Origin of the sequence: Pedobacter miscanthi (assembly GCF_032678605.1) — a bacterium.
Taxonomy (GTDB): domain Bacteria; phylum Bacteroidota; class Bacteroidia; order Sphingobacteriales; family Sphingobacteriaceae; genus Pedobacter; species Pedobacter miscanthi_A.
In genome coordinates, this window is the sequence record NZ_JAVTSU010000001.1 from 234,568 (window position 1) to 259,406 (window position 24,839).

General features: G+C 38.9%; 14 protein-coding genes. 12 read left to right on the forward strand and 2 right to left on the reverse strand.

Going from position 1 to position 24,839, the window contains the following annotated elements; translation table 11 throughout:
- Positions 1–665: 665 nt before the first annotated feature.
- Positions 666–2,207: an alpha-N-arabinofuranosidase gene (locus R2R28_RS00880; RefSeq protein WP_316823813.1), complete on the reverse strand. Its 1,542-nt coding sequence runs from the start codon at positions 2,205–2,207 to the stop codon at positions 666–668.
- A 354-nt stretch (positions 2,208–2,561) separates the two neighbouring features.
- On the opposite strand from R2R28_RS00880, the gene R2R28_RS00885 reads away from it, so the two are divergent.
- The 11 genes from R2R28_RS00885 (at position 2,562) to R2R28_RS00935 (ending at position 21,037) form a co-directional block, all read left to right on the forward strand.
- On the forward strand, positions 2,562–3,152 hold the full coding sequence (locus R2R28_RS00885) for an RNA polymerase sigma-70 factor (RefSeq protein WP_316823814.1): 591 nt from the start codon (positions 2,562–2,564) through the stop codon (positions 3,150–3,152).
- Positions 3,153–3,316: 164 nt separating this feature from the next.
- A complete protein-coding gene (locus R2R28_RS00890) occupies positions 3,317–4,447 on the forward strand; it encodes a FecR family protein (RefSeq protein WP_316823815.1) in 1,131 nt (376 codons plus the stop codon).
- Between the two features lie 223 nt (positions 4,448–4,670).
- On the forward strand, positions 4,671–8,015 hold the full coding sequence (locus R2R28_RS00895) for a TonB-dependent receptor (RefSeq protein ID WP_316823816.1): 3,345 nt from the start codon (positions 4,671–4,673) through the stop codon (positions 8,013–8,015).
- Positions 8,016–8,020: 5 nt separating this feature from the next.
- Complete coding sequence (locus R2R28_RS00900) at positions 8,021–9,703, forward strand: RagB/SusD family nutrient uptake outer membrane protein (RefSeq protein ID WP_316823817.1); 1,683 nt, start codon at positions 8,021–8,023, stop codon at positions 9,701–9,703.
- A gap of 278 nt (positions 9,704–9,981) precedes the next feature.
- Entirely contained in the window at positions 9,982–10,671 is a 690-nt protein-coding gene (locus R2R28_RS00905) for an RraA family protein (RefSeq protein WP_316823818.1), read from the forward strand.
- Between the two features lie 32 nt (positions 10,672–10,703).
- Positions 10,704–13,622 (forward strand): glycoside hydrolase family 2 TIM barrel-domain containing protein, encoded by a 2,919-nt coding sequence (locus tag R2R28_RS00910; RefSeq protein ID WP_316823819.1) that lies wholly within the window; start codon positions 10,704–10,706, stop codon positions 13,620–13,622.
- 121 nt (positions 13,623–13,743) lie between these two features.
- Complete coding sequence (locus R2R28_RS00915) at positions 13,744–16,662, forward strand: glycoside hydrolase family 2 TIM barrel-domain containing protein (RefSeq protein WP_316823820.1); 2,919 nt, start codon at positions 13,744–13,746, stop codon at positions 16,660–16,662.
- 193 nt (positions 16,663–16,855) lie between these two features.
- Positions 16,856–18,022, forward strand: coding sequence for a mandelate racemase/muconate lactonizing enzyme family protein (locus R2R28_RS00920; protein ID WP_316823821.1), 1,167 nt, complete (start codon positions 16,856–16,858; stop codon positions 18,020–18,022).
- A 48-nt stretch (positions 18,023–18,070) separates the two neighbouring features.
- Positions 18,071–18,859: an SDR family NAD(P)-dependent oxidoreductase gene (locus R2R28_RS00925; RefSeq protein WP_316823822.1), complete on the forward strand. Its 789-nt coding sequence runs from the start codon at positions 18,071–18,073 to the stop codon at positions 18,857–18,859.
- A gap of 156 nt (positions 18,860–19,015) precedes the next feature.
- Positions 19,016–19,903 (forward strand): SMP-30/gluconolactonase/LRE family protein, encoded by an 888-nt coding sequence (locus R2R28_RS00930; protein ID WP_316823823.1) that lies wholly within the window; start codon positions 19,016–19,018, stop codon positions 19,901–19,903.
- A gap of 270 nt (positions 19,904–20,173) precedes the next feature.
- The gene (locus tag R2R28_RS00935) at positions 20,174–21,037 is read left to right on the forward strand and encodes an AraC family transcriptional regulator (RefSeq protein ID WP_316823824.1); all 864 of its coding nucleotides are present in this window, start codon (positions 20,174–20,176) and stop codon (positions 21,035–21,037) included.
- 128 nt (positions 21,038–21,165) lie between these two features.
- Here the strand turns inward: R2R28_RS00935 and R2R28_RS00940 are convergent, their stop codons facing one another.
- Entirely contained in the window at positions 21,166–21,744 is a 579-nt protein-coding gene (locus R2R28_RS00940) for a YdeI/OmpD-associated family protein (protein WP_316823825.1), read from the reverse strand.
- 416 nt (positions 21,745–22,160) lie between these two features.
- On the opposite strand from R2R28_RS00940, the gene R2R28_RS00945 reads away from it, so the two are divergent.
- Complete coding sequence (locus R2R28_RS00945) at positions 22,161–24,638, forward strand: mechanosensitive ion channel family protein (RefSeq protein WP_316823826.1); 2,478 nt, start codon at positions 22,161–22,163, stop codon at positions 24,636–24,638.
- Positions 24,639–24,839: the final 201 nt, after the last annotated feature.

A 24,839-nucleotide genomic window follows, 5' to 3' on the forward strand; every position in this document is an offset into this window, starting at 1 on the left:
ACTGAGGTTTAATCAAACGTTTGCCTGAACAAAAAATGAATTTTATGAACAAGTATGTCCTTTGAAATTTCATTTTTTAGGTTTTTTTTAAAAAGGATAGGGACAAAAGGTCATAAATATTAGCTAAATGTTAAAAATCAGTTAAATTTATGATTGATTATGGTATAATAGCTTGATTTATTAGCTTTTTAAACAATGTTTTTAGTTATTAATGAGGTTTGTTGTGCTGTAAATTTATTCAATTCTTCCTAAATACGAGTGGAGATTGATTATTTATGACAAAATTATTTGTGAAATTAATGAAAAGGTAAAATCGTGAAAATTTTTAATAAAAAGATGATCGTATTATTAATTAGTGGTTTTTGTAATTTTAATTATCTATTATCAGGATTGTTTTGTTTTTTTTGACTTCTTTGGTGTAACATGTTACCATCTTAAGCTTATCCGAAAAATTCGTCAATTGCAGGCTTTTCAGCCGACGAAGCGATCTTAATGCTATGGGTTGTAGCGATCATTTTAAGATTGCTTCGTTGTGCCTCCTCGCTATTACGACCATTTTATATCGTTTTCTCAATGTTAGGGCAGCGCAGCGTAGTTATGATTACGGCTGATTTATTTTGATAGTAATGGCTTTAAAGGATGGCTAGCTAATACTTCACCTTACATCACTTCAACTCAAGTACCACCACAGATTGCGCAGGAAGTTCTATCTTGAGTGAATTGCCCGATTTTTTTGCACCGGCAAATTTTGCATTGTGCACTTTGTCAGCATCGTTAAAGGTATTGATATCGGTGAGTTTGGCTGAGGTTAAAATCTGTCCGGTTACCGAGCTCCATTTCAAACCTTCTAAAACCGTATTTAGGGAAATTTTCTTGGCCGGATCTAAATTTACCAGTGAAATGTGGATTGCTCCTGTGCTATCCTGCGAGGCAGAAACATTTAGTGCCGGGATTTTTTGGTTGCCTACAACATAATCGGGGCTGGTAAAGTTAATCGGTAAATATTTGGCGTTTTGATGCACTTTATACAGATCAAAAACATGGTAAGTAGGCGTGAGGATCATTTTATCTTTTTCTGTTAAAATCAGGGCCTGTAATACATTTACCGTTTGTGCCAGGTTGGCCATTTTAACGCGATCTGAATGGTTGTTAAAGATATTTAAAGTGGTACCCGCGATTAACGCATCGCGTAAACTATTCTGTTGGTACAGAAAACCAGGGTTTATACCGGGTTCTACATCCGTCCAGATTCCCCATTCATCAACCACTAAGGCTACCTTCTTTTTAGGATCGTATTTATCCATGATTGCAGAGTGTTTGGTAACCAGTTCCTCCATGTGCAGGCAGTTTTTCATGGTTGAAAAGTATTGCGCTTCATCAAATTTAGTTGCTGATCCTTTTTTACCCCAGTTTCCTGTTGGGATGGTGTAATAATGAAGCGTTAATCCCCACATCTGGTTCCCGATATTTTTCATGCAGGTTTCTGTCCAGTTATAATCGTCGGAATTTGCGCCACTGGCAATTCTTTTTAATGGAGCGCCAGGGTAATTGCGTGCATAAGTAGCGTACCTGCGGTACAGATCAGAATAGTAAGCGGGTGTCATGTTGCCACCGCAACCCCAACTTTCGTTACCCACGCCCCAAAAGGAAACTTTCCATGGTTTTTCCCTGCCGTTTTGACCGCGAATAGCGGTCATCGGACTTACGCCATCAAAATTGAGGTATTCTACCCATTTGGCCATTTCTTCAACAGTTCCGCTGCCCACATTACCTGCGATGTAAGGCTCACAATCAAGCATCTGGCAGAGATCTAAAAATTCGTGTGTCCCAAAACTATTGTCTTCGGTTACGCCGCCCCAATTGGTATTTACCATTTTCGGACGCTGGTTTCTTGGCCCGATACCGTCTCTCCAATGGTATTCATCCGCAAAACAGCCACCGGGCCAGCGGAGATTAGGCACTTTTATTTTCTTTAAAGCATCTACAATATCCAAACGAATCCTTCCTTTATTTGGAATGGTAGAATTTTCTCCTACCCAAAAACCATCATAGATACAACGGCCCAGATGTTCAGAAAAATGACCATAAATGTGCTTGCTCACGATTTGGTCGCTGGCGGGTTTAATGGTTAACTGAGTTTCGTTTTGTGCCTGCGTAAAAATAGAGCAGCAAAGCATAGTGGCAGAGAAGATTAATTTTTTAATCATAAGGCTTAATATTTGGTAGAATCTTATTATAAAAGTAAAATATTATTAAAAAATAAACGTCTTTTTAACAATTATTTTTTTGTTGGTTTATTGTTCTATTTCTCCCCGGGTTATCGTCACTTCGGGCGCAATGTAATGTAGTCGAGGTGGTCAATAGTTCCTTTGTAATTGCAACTGAAAACTGCCAATTTGTTTATGGCAAACTCCAAAAAAACTGTTTACTACGGGCTAGAGACTAAAAACTTTGGATTAAATAATCAGTAATATTGCAACATTTATGATACGGTGTGAAAAATATGTAAATTGGCTTTTGATTTTTTTGCTTAGCATTGCAATAGCTATTCTTATAACTAAATGAAACCTGATAATTTACAACTATGGCCTGATAGTTTGCTTGTTAGCGATATGCAAGGTGATGATCGGTCGGCGTTTGAAAAAATTTACAACAGGTACTGGAGCAAGTTATATTTATCTGCCTATCAGATTTTGCGAAACAAAGAGGCTTCAGAAGATATTATACAGGAAATTTTTGTAAGCCTTTGGTTAAAACGCAGTCATACAACGGTCGAAAATCTGAACAATTATCTATTTACATCAGTTCGTTTTCAGGTATTTAAGGCCATTAGAGATGGTAAACTGAGGACGGATCTCCTGCATGATACTGAGCTATTGGTGAGTCCACACAATGCCGAAAATATGCTTACCGAAAAAGAGATTGCACAGCGTTTAGATGATAGTATTGAACTGCTGCCCCAAAAGTGCAGGGAAATCTTTATCCTGAGCAGAAAAGAGCATCTTAGTGTAAAAGAAATTTCCGAAAAGTTAAACATCTCTCCAAAAACGGTAGAAAACCAGATTACCATTGCATTACGCCGCCTCCGCACCGATATGGGCGAATTTCTATTCTTGACAGTCTTATTACTCACCGAAATTTGGCGCAGATAAGCGGAATATTCTGCTTTACAATCAAATTCATTAGCAGCTAATTGTTTACAATTACTTAACTTTGTTTAATTTTAAATACCTGTTGTATAGGGTGTTGTATAAAAGTTCAGATTTCTTTTAGGGGATAGCCTGCATTTTAGGTACATACACGAAAGGACGAGCAATTGAAAAAAGCAGAATTAATAAGTTTAACAGAAAAATATATAGCCGGTACCGCCAGTAAAGAAGAATGCTTATTGCTCGAATCGTGGTACGATAAACAGCAGCTAACCATCAGCGAAGAAACTGATGAATATAAGCAAGCAGAAATCGGGCAGCGAATTTTTGAGAACATAAACCAACAGATTAATCAGCTGGAACAAAAAAGACCATTACGTTATCTTTATCGTTTCGCGGTGGCGGCCTCTTTAATCGCGGTTCTAAGTTTTGGCTGGTACCTTTTTAGCCAGAGAGCAGATGTTAAAAATATTAATCGATCAGCTGCTATCATCAAACCAGGTGGCAATAAAGCCTTTTTAACCCTTGCCGACGGAAGTAAAATTAACCTCGATCAGGCCCTGAATGGCACAATAGCTAAACAGGAAGGAATTCAAATTACGAAAACGGCAGATGGACAGTTAATTTATACAATTTTAGACCAGAAAACTTCCCAATCTACGGCATATAATACCATTAGCACTCCTGCAGGTGGCCAGTATCAGGTTACATTGCCCGATGGAACTAAAGTTTGGTTAAATGCATTATCCTCTTTAAAATACCCAACCTCATTTACAGGTAAATACCGAACTGTAGAACTCACCGGCGAAGGTTACTTTGAAGTAGCTAAAAATAAAAATAAACCTTTTAAGCTTAAAACCGCAAAACAGGAAATTAGTGTTTTGGGTACCCATTTTAATGTAAGTGCTTATGCAGACGAAGATGAAATAAAAACAACCCTGGTAGAAGGTGGCGTGGCCGTTAAAAATTTTAGTCCCCTGGCTACAGGTGTGTTAAAACCAGGGCAACAGGCCATTTTTCATGATACCGGTTTTAAAGTGAGTAATGTTGATGTAGAAGAATACATTGCCTGGAAAAATGGTTTTTTTATGTTTAATAACGAAGATATTAAGACTGCCATGCAGAAACTGGCCAGGTGGTATGATGTTGAAATAGAGTATGTTGGTGATTTCGACGGAATTTATTTCGGTGGATCTTTTTCCAAAAACAATAGCCTGCAACAAACCCTGAAAATATTAGAATCAACTGATAAGTTTAAATTTAAAATAGAAGGAAGGAGGATTAAAATTTTAAAATAAACCATTAAATTTTAATCTGAAAAACGGATTTCGACTGCAATCGAAACCCGTTTAAAGTTTTAGATTAAAAATTGCCCAACAATAACCAAATAGTTAAAACAATGTAAATGTAATAGCAACTGCTATAGGCATTTAACTCAACCTAAAACCTAACAAATGTATGAAAATTTACGATTTTAATTTGTACGGCGAAAGCTGTATAAAGAATAAAATTCTGTTATCCATGAAGCTAACCATCCTATTGCTTTTTATAGCCTTTTTAAGTGTTAATGCGAGCAGTTTTGGCCAAAACAACATTACGCTTAACGAGAAAAATGCATCATTGCAAAAGGTGCTTAAAGCAATAAAAATTCAAAGCGGCTACAATGTGTTTTTTATCCAGAGCGATTTAAAAAAGGCAAACGCAGTAAATATTGATGTAAAAGATATGCCGCTGGCCGAAGCTTTAAACCAATGCTTTAAAAATCAGCCTTTAACGTATTCTATCCAGGCCAATACCATTGTGGTTAAAGAACGGGCAGCAAATATTGCCCCTGCTTATCGGCCTGAACAAAGTACGCCAATTAATAAAGTAATCGATGTAATCGGGACTATTTTAGACGAAATTGGCAAAGGTATACCTGGTGCCAGTATCAAAGTAAAAGGCAAAGACCAGGGTACAATGAGTGATGAAAATGGAAATTTTAAACTGGCAGGCGTAACTGATGATGCCATTTTAGTGATTTCTTATTTAGGTTATCAAACTAAAGAAGTAAAAGCCTCAGCTACTGTAAAAGTTACGATGGTGCCTCAAAGTAACGAGTTAAGTGATGTGGTAGTAGTAGCCTATGGTACACAGAAAAAGGTCAACTTATCAGGCGCCGTTAATACGGTAAATACCAAAACAATTATCAACAGACCAGTAACTTCTTTAACCAATGCTTTACAGGGTACTGTACCAGGTGTAGCCATTAAATCGGCTCCTGGCGATTTGGGTAACGACTTAGGTACTATCAATGTAAGGGGGCGCTCAAATTTAGGTACATCATCTCCTTTGTTTGTGGTTGATGGCGTGGTAGTTACCCAAAATGATTTTGCCCGCATCAACCCCAACGATGTGGCAGCTATTTCTGTTTTAAAAGATGCTTCTGCATCATCAATATATGGAGCCAGGGCAGCAAATGGTGTAATTTTGGTTACCACTAAAAAAGGAAATGGTACCCCAACCATTAGTTATAATGCTTATTACGGCAGGCAATCTGCTACTTATTTGCCAGATTATGCCGATGCATACAATTATGCCGTTTTACGTAATGAAGCTGAAACTAATTTAGGCAGATCACCGCTTTATGATGCTACAGCTTTACAGGCAATCCAAAGCCAGTCCAATCCGGATCTTTATCCTAATACCGACTGGTATTCGTTAATTTTAAACAAAAGTGCACCGATGATGGAACATCAGCTAAGTGTATCTGGAGGTGATAAAACTAAATATTATTTAAGTGGGGCCTATTTTGGCCAAAACTCTTTAATTCCGGGTAAAGATTTAAAACGTTATTCGTTAAGGGCTAATATTGAAAGTCAGATTAGCGATAAATTTAAAATTGGCAGTAATTTATCATTTATCAGAGATGGTTACAACAACGATAATTTAGAAATAGGTTTTACCGGTGTCGGTCGGTCTATTCCATTATCAGTAGCTAAACAAAGCAACGGCGAGTGGGGCAGTGTAACCGCTGGAAAGGAAAATGCTACATTAGCTGGCCAAAACCCATTACGTTTATTACAGGATGGTGGCAGAACCAATTATAATACCAATCGTTTTGTTGGTAATTTAAATGGAACTTATACACCGGTTAAAGGTTTAGATATTTCTGGTTTGTTTTCTTACAATGCCTATAATTATTTCAACAGTTCTTTTGTAAACACTATAGATCCTATAACAGGATTTATTACCAGGCAACCATTAACGACTACAGCGCTATTAACCAACCAGTTAACAGAAGCATGGCAAAGCACTTCAAACTTATTATCGCAGGCTACGGCCAGTTATGAAAAAAACATAGACAAACATTACTTTAAGGTTTTGGCCGGTGCTTCTTACGAAAAAGCACAAAAGAGAACTATTAGAGTGGTACGTAAAAATTTTCCCAACAACGATTTAGATGCAATTAGTGCCGGTTCTACACTGCCTGCAAATACAACAGTTTTTAACGATTTGGGCGACAATGTGGCTGGCTTAGGCGAAAGTGCATTGGCATCTGTATTTGCCCGTGTAAATTATGCTTATGCTGATAAATACCTGTTTGAAGCGAGTGCCAGAAACGATGCTTCTTCTAAATTTGCACCCGGCCATCGTGCGGCATGGTATCCATCAGCATCCGTTGCCTGGCGTATCTCGCAAGAAGATTTCATGAAAAACGTTAAGGCGGTTAGTGAATTAAAATTGCGTTTATCAGCAGGTAAATTAGGTAACATCAATAACGTGGGCGATTATGATTTTTATGATGGCTTAAATGTGGGTAGCACCGTAATTTTAGATCAGTCCAAACAAGATGGTGTAACACCTGGTAAATTAGCGAATCCTTTATTAAGCTGGGAAAAACTAACTACTTATAATGCCGGTTTAGATGCAACCTTATTTAAATCGCTAACCCTGCAGTTGGATGTATTTAGCCGCATTACCAATGATATTTTATTATCAAATCCAAATATTCCGGCTGAGGCAGGTTTAGCTAAAGATGATGAACCATCTGTAAACCTTGGCAAAGTTAAAAACAACGGATTCGAACTTTCGCTAAATTACAATGGAAAAATAAACGATTTTGGCTATTCCATAGGTGGTAACATAAGTAAAATATGGAATAAAGTAACCGATTTAGGAGGCGTTAACGAAACGGCTCCATACGATACTTATTATATCAACCGCATCGGTCAACCGGTTGGTTCCTTTTACATGTGGCAGGCAGATGGTTTATTTACCAATCAGGCCGATATTGATAGCCATGCCAAACAAGCCAATAACCCAAAACCAGGTGATATTAAGTACAAAGATCAGGATGGGAATGGTGTAATAAATGGCGATGACAGGGTAATTACAGGTAATAATGTGCCTTATTTTACTTATGGTTTAAATCTTTCGGCCAATTATAAAGGTTTCGATTTTAGTGTACTCACGCAAGGGGTAGGTAATGTGAAAACTTATTTAGAAATGGAGGCTTCGCAAGCTTTTTTTAATGGCGGAGGGGTTAAAAATTATGTTTTAGACAGATGGACGGTAAATAATCCTGATCCAAATGCAGCTTATCCCAGAATAACCAACGACACCCAAAATTTGGGCTTATCAAGCTTTTGGCTGTTCGATGCCTCATACTTTAGGGTAAAGGCCATTACTTTAGGTTACACCATTCCTCAAAACATTTTGGATAAAGCAAAAATTAAAGGCTTAAGGATTTATGTTTCAAGCAATAATCCTTTTACCATCCGTGGTGATAAAAGGTTGAAGGATTTTGATCCGGAAGCTCCTTCAGCAAGATCGGCTTATCCCGTTTTAAAAACATTTTCTGCTGGCCTGAATTTAACATTATAATAAACATGAAAAAAATTATATATATATCGCTTCTCACTCTTGCAATTTTGGGAGGCTGTAAAAAGTCGATAGATTTTATTCCGCAGGATAAACTTTCTGCCGGTACATTTTGGAAATCACAAAATGATGTACAGCTTGCGCTAAACGGCTGTTATGGATATTTAGCCAATGCTTTTAACTATGCCTACGATGATGGCGCTGCTGATAATGCTTATTGCCAATATCCCTGGGAAAATAATGCAACACGGGTATCTGCCGGTAACATCGATGCTACCCTGGATGCCGGATTCAATAGTCGTTATGTTTTTATCCGTCGCTATAACTATTTTTTAGATAACGTTGGCAAAGCAACAATGGATGAAACCTTAAGGAAACGTTTTATCGCCGAAGCCAGGGTTTTAAGAGCCTTTACCTATTATGAACTGGCGCATTATTTTGGTCCGGTACCTTTATTAAAAAAATCGTACACAGATCCTGAAGAAACCGCTGTTGCCACATCACCGGCTAGTGAGGTAATCCAATTCGCAATTGACGAGATTAAAGCCGTTCAGGCAGATTTGCCAGCCAACTATGGCGGTAGTGCCCCAAACCAAATTGGCCGCATTACCAACGGTGCTGCCTGGGCCATATTAACACGCATACAGTTAGAGTATGGCAAATATGAAGATGCGGCCGCAAGTGCCCAAAAAGTAATGGGCGCAGGTTATCAACTGTTCAGGAAAACGGCTTTAACGGCTAATGATACGAAAGATGATTACAGTACATTGGTATCTTTTGCCGATGATGCCGCTAAACAAAAATTTTATAAGGGCCTGGCAAGTTATCAACAACAATTTTGGGTTGCCAACGATGGTAATAAAGAAACAATTCTTGTATCACAGAATATTCAGGAAAGCCAGGCTTATGCACCATATGGTAACGGATTGAGGACTTTGTTTGCTACTGCTGATATGGGTGGCTGGAGTTCGATTACGCCGTTACAAGATTTGGTAGATGCCTACTGGAAAAATGATGGTACACCATTTACACCACCAACAGCAGAGCAAAGGGCAACTGATTTTAATATTAATAATGCCCCTTCGGCTAGTTACATCAATGAATTTAAAAACAGAGATACCCGTCTCTATGCCAGTATATTATTTCCCGGTGCAACCTGGAACGAATATAAAGATGGTTATGTATTTAAATGGAATGGCGGCGGAAATAGCAATGGCTATACCGGTTACAATTTTAAAAAATACTTAGATCCAGCTTCACTGGTAAGTGGTTTAGAATTTGATGCACCGCAGGATTACAGTATTATCCGGTATGCGGAAATATTGCTGGCTTATGCCGAAGCTAAAAATGAAGTAAGCGGGCCTGATGCAAGCATTTTTGCTGCATTAGATGATATTCGTGACCGCGCTGGCATGCCACCAATAAATCAAACACTTAACAATACCAAAGAAAAACTTAGGGAAGTAATCCGTAATGAACGTAGAATAGAATTAGCAGGTGAAGGACAGCGGTATTTTGATATCAGACGTTGGAACATTGCAGCTAATGTAATGAAAACACCTAAAGATATTGCTAACGTAATTGTTCAGGATCGCATTTGGGATTCAAAATTTATCCTCATGCCATATCCACAGCTCGCATTGGATAAGAATAAAAATTTAAAAGCAGCACAATCTGCCAAAGGTTATTAAACACAACACCAAATGAATAAATAAATTAAATAGCAGCCAGTTCTTTTCTGGCTGCTATTTTTTTGGCTTGATGTTAAACAATGCCAAACCTCAGTGTATGATTTGCAATCTTTTGTTGAAGTATTTTCTCTTTTATTTGGTTTCCGATCTTTAAATTATGTTAAAAAACTTTAATAAGTAGATAAAAACGCTTAAATGATTCCCTCCGTTATTTTACATTTTTGAATCGCGATAAAATGCCAAGCAAACATCCCTTTAAAATAAAATAACGTTAACACATGGAGTGGAAAAATGACGACGAACTTTTTGAACTGATACGGACAGAACTTTATAGCGCTGTAATAGGGGATATAATGGATAAAATGGAACTGTTCCATCAGTTTTTGCCTCCGCAAATCCAACCTTTACACCCTGATATGTTTATAGCGGGTAGGGCTATGACGGTTTTAGAAGCCGATGTGTTAGAATGTGGTGCATACGAAAGCAGTAACCCCATCTTAAAAAAGCCTTTTGGTTTAATGCTCGAAGCATTAGATGACCTGAAAAGACATGAAGTTTATATTTGTACAGGCTCATCACCCAGTTATGCCTTATGGGGCGAATTGATGAGTACAAGGGCACAGATTTTGGGTGCTGCAGGTGCGGTAGTAGATGGTTATTCGAGAGATACAAAGGGGATATTACACCTTAATTTTCCCTCTTTTTCTTATGGAAATTATGCGCAGGATCAGGCCCCGCGAGGTAAGGTAATCGATTTTAGGGTACCCATCAAAATTAAAGGCGTTTTGGTTAATCCTGGCGATATTGTGGTTGGCGATATCGATGGAGTTTGTATTGTGCCGAAACAACACGAAGTAGAGGTGATTACCAGGGCGCTTGAAAAAGCCAGGGGCGAAAAGATGGTGCAGAAGAAAATACTCGAAGGAATGAGCGCCAAAGAAGCCTTTGATAAGTATGGAATTATGTAGCATTCAATATAAAAGATAAATCAAACACACAAATGAAACCATTTTATAAAAGTCTTACCATACTACTGTTCCTGGCGAGTGCAGCAAATGCACAAATTCAAAAAATTACCTATACAACAGCAGAACAGCAGTTATTAAAACTAAACCGGATTTCTCCATCAGCCTCAAAACAAGCTGATAAAATTTCTTTAGACGGAACATGGCAATTTTCGACCGATATCAATACTTTGCCTGCCGATAAAAATATTCAGGTGCCAGGCGAATGGGTAATGCAAGGTTTCGAAGTAAAAAAAATGGTATATGCAGGTTACAAAAAGAACTTTGAGATTCCTGCAAACTGGAAAAACAAACGCGTTAAACTCCGTTTCGATGCCGTGTACAGTGAAGCAGAAATCTGGGTTAACGGTAAAAAAACAGCATCACATTTAGGTGGTTTTACCCCTTTCGAGGTCGACATTAACGATGTAGCCAATTGTGGCGGCAATAATGAGCTGCTGGTAAAGGTTAAATCAGAAAGCAAGGCCGATTCTCTGGCCAGTGCTTCAACTTACGCTGTACATGCTTTAGGGGGCATTTCGCGCAAAGTTTATGTAATGGCCGTTGAAGAAGTAAACTTTGCCTACGCCGATATTAAAACTTTTTTAGATAAAAACTATGAGAATGCAACGTTAAGTGCCGATGTGATCATTGCAAACGAACAGAATGGCAAAACCGGAAACCTGGGCATAAGAGCCGAGCTTTTTAAAGCAGATGGTACCACCAGGATTACTGAAAAAACGATCACCATTGATAAAAGTATTGCAAAAGGCGAATTTTTACAACAAAACATCAGTTTTGAGGTGGTAAAACCTGCCAAGTGGGATACAGAGCACCCCAATTTATACGTGGTAAAACTAAGTATTTTACAAGATGGTAAAAACGAAGATGAAATAACCAAAAGTATCGGTTTCCGCCAGATCGAGGTTCGGGGAAACAGGGTTTTTGTAAATAATATGCCCATTAAACTACGTGGCATTTGTCACCACGAAACCATGCCTTTACGTGGTCGTTCGGTTGGTGAAAACATGTGGGAGAAAGATGTGGAACTTTTTAGAGAAGGTAATGTAAACTATTTCCGTACCTCACATTATCCTCCTGCAGAAGAGCTGATTGACGCTTGTAACCGGTTGGGGATGTTTTTAGAAGTGGAAGCACCTTTTTGCTGGGCCGAAAACACAGACGTACCGGCTGGTACAGAAATTTATCAAACCCTGATGGTCGATCAAACTTTAGATATGGTAAACTATTTCAGGTCTAACCCCGCAATACTTACTTGGTCAATCGGTAACGAAAGCGGTAAATACGCAGCATATTTTAAAGAAACAGCCAAACTGGTAAAACAGTTTGATCCAACCCGTCTTCGTAATTTTAGCCAGTATGGGCCTGATGCGGATGAAGGCGATCTGGAAATTACCAACCACCATTATCCTGGTCCAACCGGACCACAAACTTACAGAAATTATAAACGCCCGATTGTTTTCGATGAATACGTCCATTTAAATGCTTATAACCGCCTGGAGCTGGTAACCGATCCGGGTGTACGCGATGCCTGGGGAATTGGTTTCGAAGCCATGTGGGAAAACATGTACCGCACCGATGCCGTTTTAGGCGGGGCCATTTGGGCGGGAATTGATGATACCTTCTTTTTACCAAACGGAAAAACAGTTGGTTATGGCACCTGGGGCCCACTTGATGGCTGGAGAAGGCCAAAACCAGAATATTGGCACATGAAAAAAATCTATTCACCAGTAAAAGTTAAACTCGCCAGCAACTGGAGCAACGGTAAAGTAGCCCTGGAACTGGAAAATAGATTGCTTTTTAGTAACCTGAACGAGTGCAAAATAGAATGGAGTTTAGGCAGCGAAAGCGGGGTGATTATAGCCGATTTAAAAAGAAACGGTAAAACAACAGCCAATGTTTTGGTCAGTAAAAAACCATTGCCAAGTGATAAAATGACAGTTAAAGTGTACGATCCACGTAAGGTACTGATTGATATTTACCAATTTGCCGTTGTACCAACCGTTACCGATTTAACTTTGGTACAAAAAAATGTTGGCCCACCATGGATTTATACCCAAACAGGCAATACCCTAACAGCTAAAAGTGGTAAGGTAAGTGTTCAGCTTAACCTGGCTAATGGGGATGTAACGCAAATAACCAACAATGGTGCAGCCATTTGGATAACAGGAGCAAGATTAATGGTTTTGCCATTAACGGGTGAGGGTAGGGGTACACAGATGACAGGCGAAAGTCAGCAATTTGATCCTTTTACTGATGTATGCAAAAACAGGATCATAAAGGATATAAAACTGGATAAAGCTAAAAACAGCTTTACGGTTCATATAACAGATACTTACAGCGAAGCTGGTGGTGGCATATGTTATACCTTTTTGGCTGATGGTAAAGTAAAAATCGATTATAAATATAGCATCAAAAAAGAAATTAATCCACGCCAATGGGGGCTAGTATTTGGTGTGCCTAACAGCTTTCAGGAATTAGATTGGAACAGAAATGCACAATGGGATTATTATCCGGCCGATCATATTGGCCGGCCTGTTGGTAAAGCAATGCTAACCTCTGGTAACCAGGTTTCAGGTCCGGCAGGTCCATCCAAATTGCCTGCCACACCATGGAGTTTGGATAGAAATGATCTGGGTACTAACGATTTTCGTTCAACAAAAATGTATATTAACCAGGCAGTTTTAACTAACGGAGTATCATCTTTCAATGTAGCAGCCAATGGTCAGCAGCACATCAGGGCCTGGAAAGATGTACAAGGTATTAAAGCTTTGGTAGCGGGTTACAGCAATATGGGTGCAGAAAGATTTTTTAGAGGACATGCAGAAAAAATGGATCGACCGTTAAAAGCAGGTGATACGATACAGGATAGTGTAACGCTTCAGTTGAAATAGGAATTGACCGTCATTTCGACCGTAGTGGAGAAATCTTGGTCCATAAATAATTTCAAAGGTTTCTCCATTCTGCTAAGCTCCAGTCGAAAAGACAACTAAATAATAGAATTAAACAGCAACTATGACCCTAAATAAAATTTACAATTACAAAACAGGGCGAAAAATTTTGCTCAGCTTTGCTTTGCTAACAGCTACAACTTTACAGCTATTGGCACAGAGCAATGGTATATCCAGTACATTATCACTAATACCATCAACGATACAAAGCACCAATAAACCGGCTGTTTCTTTAAATGGCGAATGGAAATTTGCAGAATCAACAAAAAAAGGAAACATCAAAGTGCCTGGAGAATGGGTAATGCAGGGTTATACAGTTAATACCGGTGAAACTGCCATTTACACCAAAACGTTTTCGATACCCGACAATTGGAAAGGAAATCGGATTAAGCTGCGTTTTGATGGTGTAAGCTCTCACGCAGTAGTAAGTATAAATGATAAAAAATTGGCCGAACACGAAGGTAGTTTTGTTCCCTTCGAAATTGATATTACCGATGCCCTCAAAAATGGTGATAATTTACTTCAGGTTGATGTGCAGGCCAATACCATCAGCGATATTTTAGCCTGTACCTCTCAATATGCCGTGCATACCGTAGGTGGTATATTGCGTAATGTAACTTTGTTTGCCTTGCCAGAAGTTAATATAGCCGATTTTACAGTGGTAACTACGCTTGATAAAAACCATCAAAATGCCACACTGAACCTTAAAACATTGATCAGTAATCAGGGGGAAAAGGGCACATCAGGACAGATGATTTACAGTTTAGCAGATGCTAATGGGAAAAATGTTACTGTTTTTAAAACAGCAATTCCGGCAATCTCGGGTTTAAAACCAACTTTAATTAATACCGATATTCCCGTTAAAAATCCAATAAAATGGAATACCGATAAACCTTATCTATATACTTTAACTACAACTTTGATAATTGATGGTAAAACAACTGAAAGCCATCATCAAAAAATTGGTTTCAGGCAGGTTGAGGTGAAAGGAAATCAGGTATTTGTAAATGGAATGCCTGTTAAATTAAGAGGGGTAAACCGCCATTCGGTGCACCCACTAACCGGACGGGCCATAAGCGAAGATTTAGAGTTGAAAGATGCCGAATTATTTAAACAGGCCAATTGTAATTACATCCGTACCTCACATTATCCACCAAGCGAAAGATTTTTAGCCATTGCCGATAGTATTGGTTTGTTTGTAGAAAACGAGAGCTCCTTAACATGGATTCAGCATGGCGCTTCGCCCATCTGGAAGCTTTGGGATTATAAAGACGAAAAATTTTATCCTTATATGCTCGCTGCGAATATCGAAAAAATGCAGGCCGGCAAAAACCATGCATCCGTAATTATCTGGAGTTTAGGTAACGAAAGTTATTGGAGCCCATTATGGGATAAAGTATACCGCGAAGTTAAAAAATTAGACCCTACACGACCTATTTCTTTTCACGATCAATGCTGGGGTGGCTTCAATAATGGAGGCAACAAAGTCGATATCGCCAATTATCATTATCCTGGTATAAATGGTCCCGCTGCTACTGATACCATGAAAAGGCCAACTTTATTTGGCGAATATGCCCATGTAAGCACTTATAACCGTCGTGAGTTATTAACAGATCCGGGCGTTAGGGCAAGTTATGGCCCGTCACTGGTTAAAATGTACGATAGCATGTATGTGCACAAAGGTAATTTAGGTGGTGCCATTTGGAGTGGTATTGATGATACTTTTCATTTACCCGATGGTAATATTGTTGGTTACGGTCCATGGGGCCCAATTGATGCCTGGCGCAGGTTAAAGCCCGAATATTGGGGGATGAAAAAAGCTTATGCACCTGTAGTAATCAAAAATGTATTTCAACCGAGCATCAAAAATGGGAAACTCGTACTCCAGGTAGAAAACCGTCACGATTTTATTTCGCTTAGCGAAGTAACCATTAATGCTAAGGTTGATGGTGTGCCTGTTAAACTAACATCAGCCATTAAACCGCATAGCGAAGGCCTGCTGCAAATCCCTGTACAAAAAGGAACAAAAGAAGTATATATATCTTTCAAAAACCCTTCAGGCAATATCGTAAATGAAGAACTTATTGTTTTAAAACCAACAGAAGAAAAGATTAGCGAAAGTAAATTAGCCTTATCCTTTACCGAAAACGAAATGGCTTATTTTGTAAACCAGGGAGAGGTAAATTATACCATTAACAAAATTACAGGTGTTATATCTGGTGCAACAAATAAGGGGATAAAAGTATTAGAACAAGGTCCGGTATTTGGTGTGGTAGCCATGAATAGCGAAGATGGCGGTAAACCCAATGTAGCCGGCGAAACTTACCAGAACAACATTCACCCGATCAAAAATTATCCCTTATATACCATTTTTGCCAATGCAATTAAAGTAGATCAAAGCACTGATTCCATCACCTTCAATATTAAAGCCACTTACACCAATGGCGATGGTAATTTAACCTATATCTTTTTTGCAAATGGTAATACCAGGGTAGTCTATGAGGTAAAAACCTCTTTAGAAAAGCCTTATCAATATGGGATGATTTTCCAGCTGCCTAAAACTTTTGATGAATTAAGCTGGAAACGCAAAGGCGAATTTACCGTTTATGCAGCAGAAGATATTGCCCGTAATGCAGGTACCGCAAAACTAAATGCCAGGTGGTTACCTGCAGTGGAAGAATTTGGAAAACCAGCCGCCAAACTTTGGAAAGATGATGCCAATGAAATGGGATCTAACGATTTTAGATCAACCAAACAGCATATCATTCAAACCCGGTTGAGCAATGGTAGCCATCATATACTAATTCAATCAAATGGTAAACAGGCTTCCAGAACCTGGTTGCAGGATGAAAAAATACAATTATTGGTGGCCGATTACTGGAACAATGGCTCCGAGCCTTTTTATGGCTCACCTTTTACCGATGGACGAATTAATGTTAAAGGAAAAACACTAAAAGGAAGTGTGGATTTTAGGCTGCAGTAAAAATCGTCATTGCGAGAAGGCTTTTTCGGCCTACGAAGCAATCTTAAAACTATCGCCACGTGCGCTTTAAGATTCCCGCCTACGCGGGAATGACGATTAATAATATGTTAGTGGCCAACAAGCATAGGAGATGAAAAATAGCAATTAAAAGTTGGTAGAAACTCCAACAAGACAATAATAAAACCACTATAAGATGAAAATAACAGAGGTAAAAGTATGGCTGGTTGAAGGCGTAAAATACAACTGGACCTTATTAAAAATATATACCGATACCGGGCACACAGGCGTAGGCGAAGCAACAAACTGGCCTGGCAGTCCGATTGTTTTCGAAGCAACCAAACATGTAGGACAGCGGATTATTGGTTTGGATCCAATGAAAACAGATTTTATCTGGACCAAGCTCTACCGGGATTTAAACTGGATGGGGCCATTTGGGGCAAGCATGTGCGCCATTAGTGGAATAGATATGGCCTTGCTCGATTTAAAAGCAAAAGTATTGGGTGTGCCCTGCTACGAGCTTTTGGGCGGTGCTTTTAGAACAGACATATTACTTTACGCCAACTATTGGTTTACCGGGGGAGGTCATAATACCGAAGATTATGCCGCACAGGCCAAAAAGGTTAAAGATGCGGGTTTTACAGGCTTAAAGTTTGACCCATTTGCGCATACCAATTATTTGTATGGCGAAGATTTATCGTCAAATCTGCAGCTTACCGCTCCCCAGCAGGATCTCGCATTCAATGTAAGTAAAGCCGTACGTGATGCAGTTGGACCAGAATTCGATATTATGATCGAAACCCATGCCATGTTAAATTATCGCGTGGCGGTAACCATGGCACAAAGACTGTCTGAACTGAATATTACCTGGTATGAAGAACCGGCCGGACCAGAAAATGCCAATACCTTAAAAGCGATGAGGGACAGGATTCCTTCAAATGTTTCTATTTGTGTGGGCGAACGCCACTATACCCGTCACGGGATCCGCGATGTACTGGAAAAACACATTTGCGATGTGATGATGCCCGATATTACCCGCTGCGGTGGTCCATCAGAAATGAAACGTATGGCTACTATGATGGAAGCTTATAATGTATTGCTGGCACCACACAACCCGAACGGGCCACTATCTACGCTGGCTTCGGCACAGGTTTGTGCTTCGGTACCAAACTTTTTCAGACAGGAATTTATGTTTAACGATGTGCCATGGCGCGATGAAGTAATTACGCACCCTATTGCTGATATGGTACAAAACGGGTATTTGAAACTGAGCGATAGACCTGGTTTAGGTGTTGATTTAATTGAAGAAGAGATGGAAAAACACCCTGGTATTTTAACGCCAAGGGCGGGGTTTTATGTTTAAAGATAACCTATCAGGTTTTAACTCCTGATAAGTTTTAAAATAGATTTTATGGCACTAACAATAGATTTAAAAGGAAAAATAGCATTAATAACAGGTGTTACTTCGGGTATTGGTTTAGGGATTGCCAAAATGATGGCGAAGGCAGGCTGCACAGTGATAGGTTGTGCTGAACATAGTGAGGCAAGTGAGGCAGCCCAGCATTTTTTGGCAGAAATGGAGGCTTTAGATGCCAACAAAGATTATTTTAGGGCAGATATGGTATCCACTGAAGATATCGAAACGCTTGTTTCAGGTATTAGCAGTGATTACGGACGCCTGGATATTTTAGTTTCCAATGCAGGTCAAAATGTATTTAAGGGCCTGGCAAATTGCACCGAAAATGATTGGCAGTTTAATTTAGATTTAAATCTTTCTGCTCATTGGAGATTGGCCAAACGTTGCCGGCCATTGTTCTCCACAAACAATGGAACAATTATTATGATGGTATCTAACCATGCTTTTGCCAGTATCCCTGGCTGTGCGCCTTACAATATTGCTAAAACAGCCTTAACAGGTTTAGTGCGAAGTTTGGCAATAGAATGGGGACCAAACATCAGAACGGTTGGTATTGCGCCTGGTTTTATCGATACCCCTGGCAATCAGGAGTGGTTTAATTCTTTTACTGATCCAGATCAGGAAAGGCAACGTACTGTAGCACTACATCCGGTAAAAAAGTTGGGTACAGTTGAAGAAATTGGAGCCTGGTGTGTGTTTTTATCCAGTGATTATGCCGGTTTTGCATCAGGTGTTACCTATTTAATTGATGGAGGAAGAAGTGCGTTAATGCAAGATACTTAATACCCAATACTTGATACTCAATACCCGATACTCAATACTTGATACTCAATACTTGATACTCCATACCCGATACCCAATACTTGATACCCGATACTCAATACTTGATACTCAATACCCAATACCCCAAAAGAATACCAAAAATAAATTTTTAACAACATGATGGATATTTGGAAGCCAGATGCGCTTTATAAAACCGATTTAATTTTGGGAGAGGGTGCACGCTGGCATGCTGAATGGCAAAAGTTCTTATTTATCGATATAAAAGGCAAACTTATTGGTACTTGTAACCCGGTAAATGGCAAAGTGGTTACCAAAAAGATAGCAGAAATGCCCGGTATGTTGGCTCCTGCCGAAAATAATAAACTGTTGGTAGCGCTGCAGGGAAAATTAGTGTTATTAGATTTTGAAACAGGTAAAACACAAACGGTAGCTAAATTTAAAGAAAATGCCGAAAACAGGAGTAATGATGGTGCCTGCGATGCCATGGGGCGGCTTTGGGTGGGAACAATGCATGTAAATGCCGAGCATCACGCCGGTAATCTCTATTGTTATAATGGGAAATTGGTTAAAAAAATTGCTGGCACAAGTGTTTCAAATGGCCTTTGCTGGTCGCCGGATAACCGCATTTTATATTATATTGATAGTTTTTTGTACCATATAAAGGCCTTTGATTATGACTTATCAACAGGCAATATCAGCAATGAAAGGATTGTGGTAGAAATAACCGAACCAGGTACTGTTGCTGATGGCATGTGTATCGATAGTGAAGGAATGTTATGGGTGGCCATTTGGGGCGGAGGTTGTGTAAACAGGTATAATCCCTTTAACGGAGCCTGCATCGGCAAAATCGAAGTGAATGCTCCTAACATAACCAGTTGTGCTTTTGGTGGTAAACTGATGACCCAGATGTTAATTACCACTGCAAAAGATGGCTTAAATCCTGAAGAACTGAAAAAATACCCACACAGCGGATCCCTGTTTATAGTGAAATTAGGAGTGACAGGATTACCAGCCGCAGTTTTTAAAAAAAATACCAAAAATTAACGTTTAGGTGCATTGTTACGCAATACTCCTTGGTATGGTAATAGAGCTGTTAACGACCTCTTTTCTATGTGCCAACAACACCAAAACTTTTTTTATGGGATTCTGAACATGCTCATTTAATGCCATCTTGAGCATGTTAAATTATATTCGGTCTGTTGCTTTTTTTAAACGCTATTTGATTTAACTTAAATTTTTTTACCTTAAATAATATATTTTTTTAATTTTATTATTAAATTAGTTTATTTATTGCTGGTCTTTTTATGAAAATTTATGAAGTCTGAACTAATCAATGTAAACCATACCGGTCATAAATCTGTACGTATAAAACACATCAACAATAACAGGCTTATTTCGTCTTTTCACTTTCATGATATGTGCGAACTGGTTTGGATTGAAAGGAGCCATGGCAAAAGGATTGTTGGCGATCATATTGGTAATTTTGAAGATGACGATCTGGTGCTCATGGGGCCAAACCTTCCGCACATCTGGCAAAACGACAAAAGTTATGAGGACAACGACGATAAAGCCGTAAAATCTACCGTAATTTATTTCAGCATCGATTTTTTTTCACTGCTAACAGACGATCAGGGTGTTTTAACCCTGGTAGAAGACCTGGTTTCGAGGGCTGCAAGAGGTTTGGCCTTTGAACAAGATACATGTAATAGAATAAGGCGTATTTTACAGGAAGTAGAAAATAATGACGGGTTTGAAAACATTATTGCCGTTGTTGAAATCATTAAGATATTAGCGAAGGCAAAAGATTTCAAATACTTATCAAGTGTTTCTTTCAAAAATCAGTATGATGAAAAGGATAATAACCGAATTAATAAGGTATATCAGTTTTTAATGAAGAATTTTCATAACGATATTCATCTTAACGAAGTAGCCGAATTATGCAACATGACACCTAATTCTTTTTGCCGGTTTTTTAAAATACGGACACAGAAATCGCTTACCCAATTTATTAACGAAATAAGGGTAGGGCATGCCTGTAAATTACTTCAATCTGAAGACAACGCTATTGCTGATGTTTGTTATGCCAGTGGTTTTAACAATCCGACCAATTTTAACAAATTTTTCAAAGCCATTAAAGGAATGAAACCATCTGAATATAGAAACCGGTTGAAAAGTTAGTTTATTAGTTCAAGGTTAATTAGTTAACTGGCTCCAAACGCCAAACTCCCAACAGGTTAACCGGTTAATTGTTTAATCGGTTAACTGACTCAAAACTCCAAACTCCCAACCCCAAGCGCCCAACTCATCTACCTCGCCCTCACATTATCAACGGCTAACCTAACAGTTTCTATAACCCTTGTCGATCTTGTTTCTGCTTTTTTTGCCTCTGAAATCCACTTTAGAATGGCTTTTTTTACTGATTTTGGAAATTTTTCCCAATGGTTAAATGCAGTAATATTAGAGTCAAATTCTTTTTTCAGATCTTCCGGAACAATCAAATTTTCTACATCGTTTAGCGCATCCCACATGCCGTTGGTTTTGGCTATTTCGATGGTTTGTAAACCAGCCGGGTGCATTAGGCCATTCTCTATCATGGTTAAAGCCTTATTTTTATTAATGGCACTCCAATTGCTTTTTGCCTTTCTTTTTGAAAATAACTGATAACGGCTCTCCTCATCACGTTTAATTGTTAAGCTATCAATCCAGCCAAAACAAAGCGCTTCATCAACAGCATTGGCATGTGGAAGATTATTTGCTGATGAATCCTTTTTGTAAATGATTAGCCATACCGATACCTCTTTTTCGTGGTTTTCTTCAAGCCATTGACGCCAATGTACCTGTGTTTTGGCATAAAATGCACGGATTTCGTTTTTTGATTCTTCCATAAAAATGATTGTAAATGATGACTAGCCTGATCAGATACCTCAAGATAACATTTCTCGCACTTATTTTCCTATAAAACGGTTAATCGGTTAACTGACTCCAAACGCCAAACTCCACGCTCCAAGCTGTTTAATCGGTTAACTGACTCCAAACGCCAAACTCCAAGCTCCAAGCTGTTTAATCGGTTAACTGACTCCAAACGCCAAACTCCAAGCTGTTTAATCGGTTAACTGACTCCAAACGCCAAACTCCAAGCTCCAAGCTGTTTAATCGGTTAACTGACTCCAAACACCAAACTCCAAGCTCCCAACTTATTATCAGTTATTCAACTCCAGACTCCAAACCAAAGACTCTGGACTTTAGAATAAATTAATTAACTTACTTTGCTTTTTCGTATTATTGAATTATGTTGATGATTATGGCGGCCCAAAGATTACTTTTCTTTTTATTGATTGGGATATTTTCTCTTGGTAGTGCAAAGGTTTGTGCGCAGCAACAGGATACTTTAAAGCATAGTACGGTTGATAGCCTGCCGAAAAATTTTGTAGACCGTATGCAGGAATTTGCAAAAACATCTTCAAAAAAAAGTATCGCCGAGTTTGATGCCGACAAAGCCACCATTTTACAGATCAAGATTTTTGATGAGATTAAACGGGTATTGCAAAAAGCAAAAATTTACCTTAAAAAAGACCTGGATACAACAGGAACAAAAGCTGAACTCAAAGAAATAGAAGACGACTTTAAAATTGCGGGAGACGGTGTTTTTGTAAATGGGGGAACGGCGCAAACCTTCCGGAACCTGACTGCTACCTCAAAAATTCTTTTCGAACTCGAAAATAAAGCAAGCCGGCGGAAAGCTACTTTGGATGCGAGCCAAACTGTTTTGAACAATTTTCGCTATCAGCTCGATTCCCTTTCCAGCATTCCTGCCCTGTTTAAATTTCCAAAAGATTCTGTTACCCTCATGCGCTACCTGAAAAAGATTGTAGTAATTGCTTACGAGGTTAAACCTGTTGATAGCGTGCTTAAAGAAGCAAATGGTAATATTCAAACCCTGATCAATCAGGTTAACCTCACCGTTTTCAGGATTCAGAGCAGTTTAGAAGAAATAGAATCGTACCAAAAAGCAATGGCTGCTAATGCCTTTAAAAGGGATTTTGGTAATATTTGGGCGCCCGAAAGCCATTACAGGTCCTTCAATCAGATTCTGTCGCATTCAATCGTTAAAGGTTTACTTACGCTTAGTTTTTATGTAGAAAATAACGGCAGCCGGATCATGATCCTGTTTTTGCTGGTGATTACCTGTTTTATTTACCTGCGTTCGTTAAAAAATATTTACCTCGAAAGAGCGCTTTTAAAACCCGGTTTTGAAAACCAGCTTGTACTCAAATATCCTTTTTTATCAGCCCTCCTGATCATTATCAGCCTGTTTCAGTTTATCTTTATTTCTCCACCTTTTATTTTAAATGTAATACTCTGGTTAATATCATGTATCAGTGTAACACTGATTTTTAAGCAGTACATCAGCAAATACTGGATGAAAATCTGGCTCATGATGGTGGTTTTTTTCTTTTTTGCAGCTTTTGGAAACCTGATATTGCAGGCATCGGGGATGGAAAGGTGGTTAATGTTAGGTGCTTCGATGGTTGGATGTATAAGTGGCGTGTTCACTTTAATATGGGGACCAAAAAACGAGCTTAAAGAAAAGTGGATTACTTACTCGATTGGATTAATGTCAGGTTTGGAAATTGCAGCAACAATTGCCAATCTGTTCGGACGATATAACCTGGCCAAAGCCTTGTTTATCAGTGGTTTTTTAAACGTAGTAATTGCCATTCTTTTTCTTTGGACAGTGAGGTTGATTAACGAAGGATTAGCGCTCGCATTTAATGTGTATTCGAGTCCGAATAGGAAACTTTTTTACCTTAATTACGAGAAAATTGGCAATAGGGCACCCGCATTGTTCTATGTATTATTGGTCATTGGCTGGGTAATCCTGTTTGGACGTAATTTTCCGGCATTTGAATATTTGGCCAGGCCACTTATCGAATTTTTTACTGAAGACCGTACCATTGGCAGTTATACCTTTAGCATCAGTAATTTATTGCTCTTTTTCGGAATTATGGCCGTTTCAGTGCTCATTTCAAAGGTGGTGTCGTATTTTGCTTCAGATTGGCATTTGGATAAGGCACAAGCGGATAAATCTAAAAAGCAGGGAATTGGAAGCTGGTTGCTACTCATCAGGATTTCGATATTGAGCGTAGGCCTTTTTCTGGCGGTAGGTGCGGCAGGTATCCCGATGGATCGGTTTACCATTGTATTAAGCGCCCTGGGTGTGGGCATTGGTTTCGGATTACAAACATTGGTAAACAACCTGGTGAGTGGCCTGATCATTGCTTTCGAAAAACCGGTAAATGTTGGCGATATTGTGGATGTTGACGGACAGGGAGGCACCATGAAATCGATTGGATTTAGAAGCAGCATTATTTCAACCTGGGATGGTGCAGATGTGGTAATGCCCAATGGCGATTTGCTCAATTCGCACTTAATCAACTGGTCGCTGGGTGGCAATAGAAAAAGGATTTCGATCGTTATCGGTATAGGCTACAACACTGATCTGGAGAAATGCAGACAGCTGCTTAAAGAGGTACTAGATGCTGAAGACCGTATTTTGAAAACCCCTGCACCCTTAATTCAATATGAACAGTTTGGAAACAGTTCCATCGATTTAAGGATCTATTTCTGGACTAAACACATTGCCGAAGCACTGCCTACCCGTAGCGATATGATTATAGCCATTAATAAAGTTTTTAAAGCCAACCATATCGATATCCCATTTGCACAACAAGATGTACACCTTCATTACTCCGAAAAAAACGATAACAATACCATTTAAATTTTTAATACGACATAAAACCGGATACCATTTGTAGTGTTCATGATGATAACCTATCCAAGCCAGGTAAATTATTTCATTAATAATTTAAAAAAACAATTTTATGCAAGGCTATGTAAGCTGATATTTATATGTTTGTAAACAAAGTTTACAAATACTGTTGTTTTTAACAGGTGTATTAGATAAATGATCCCTAACCTA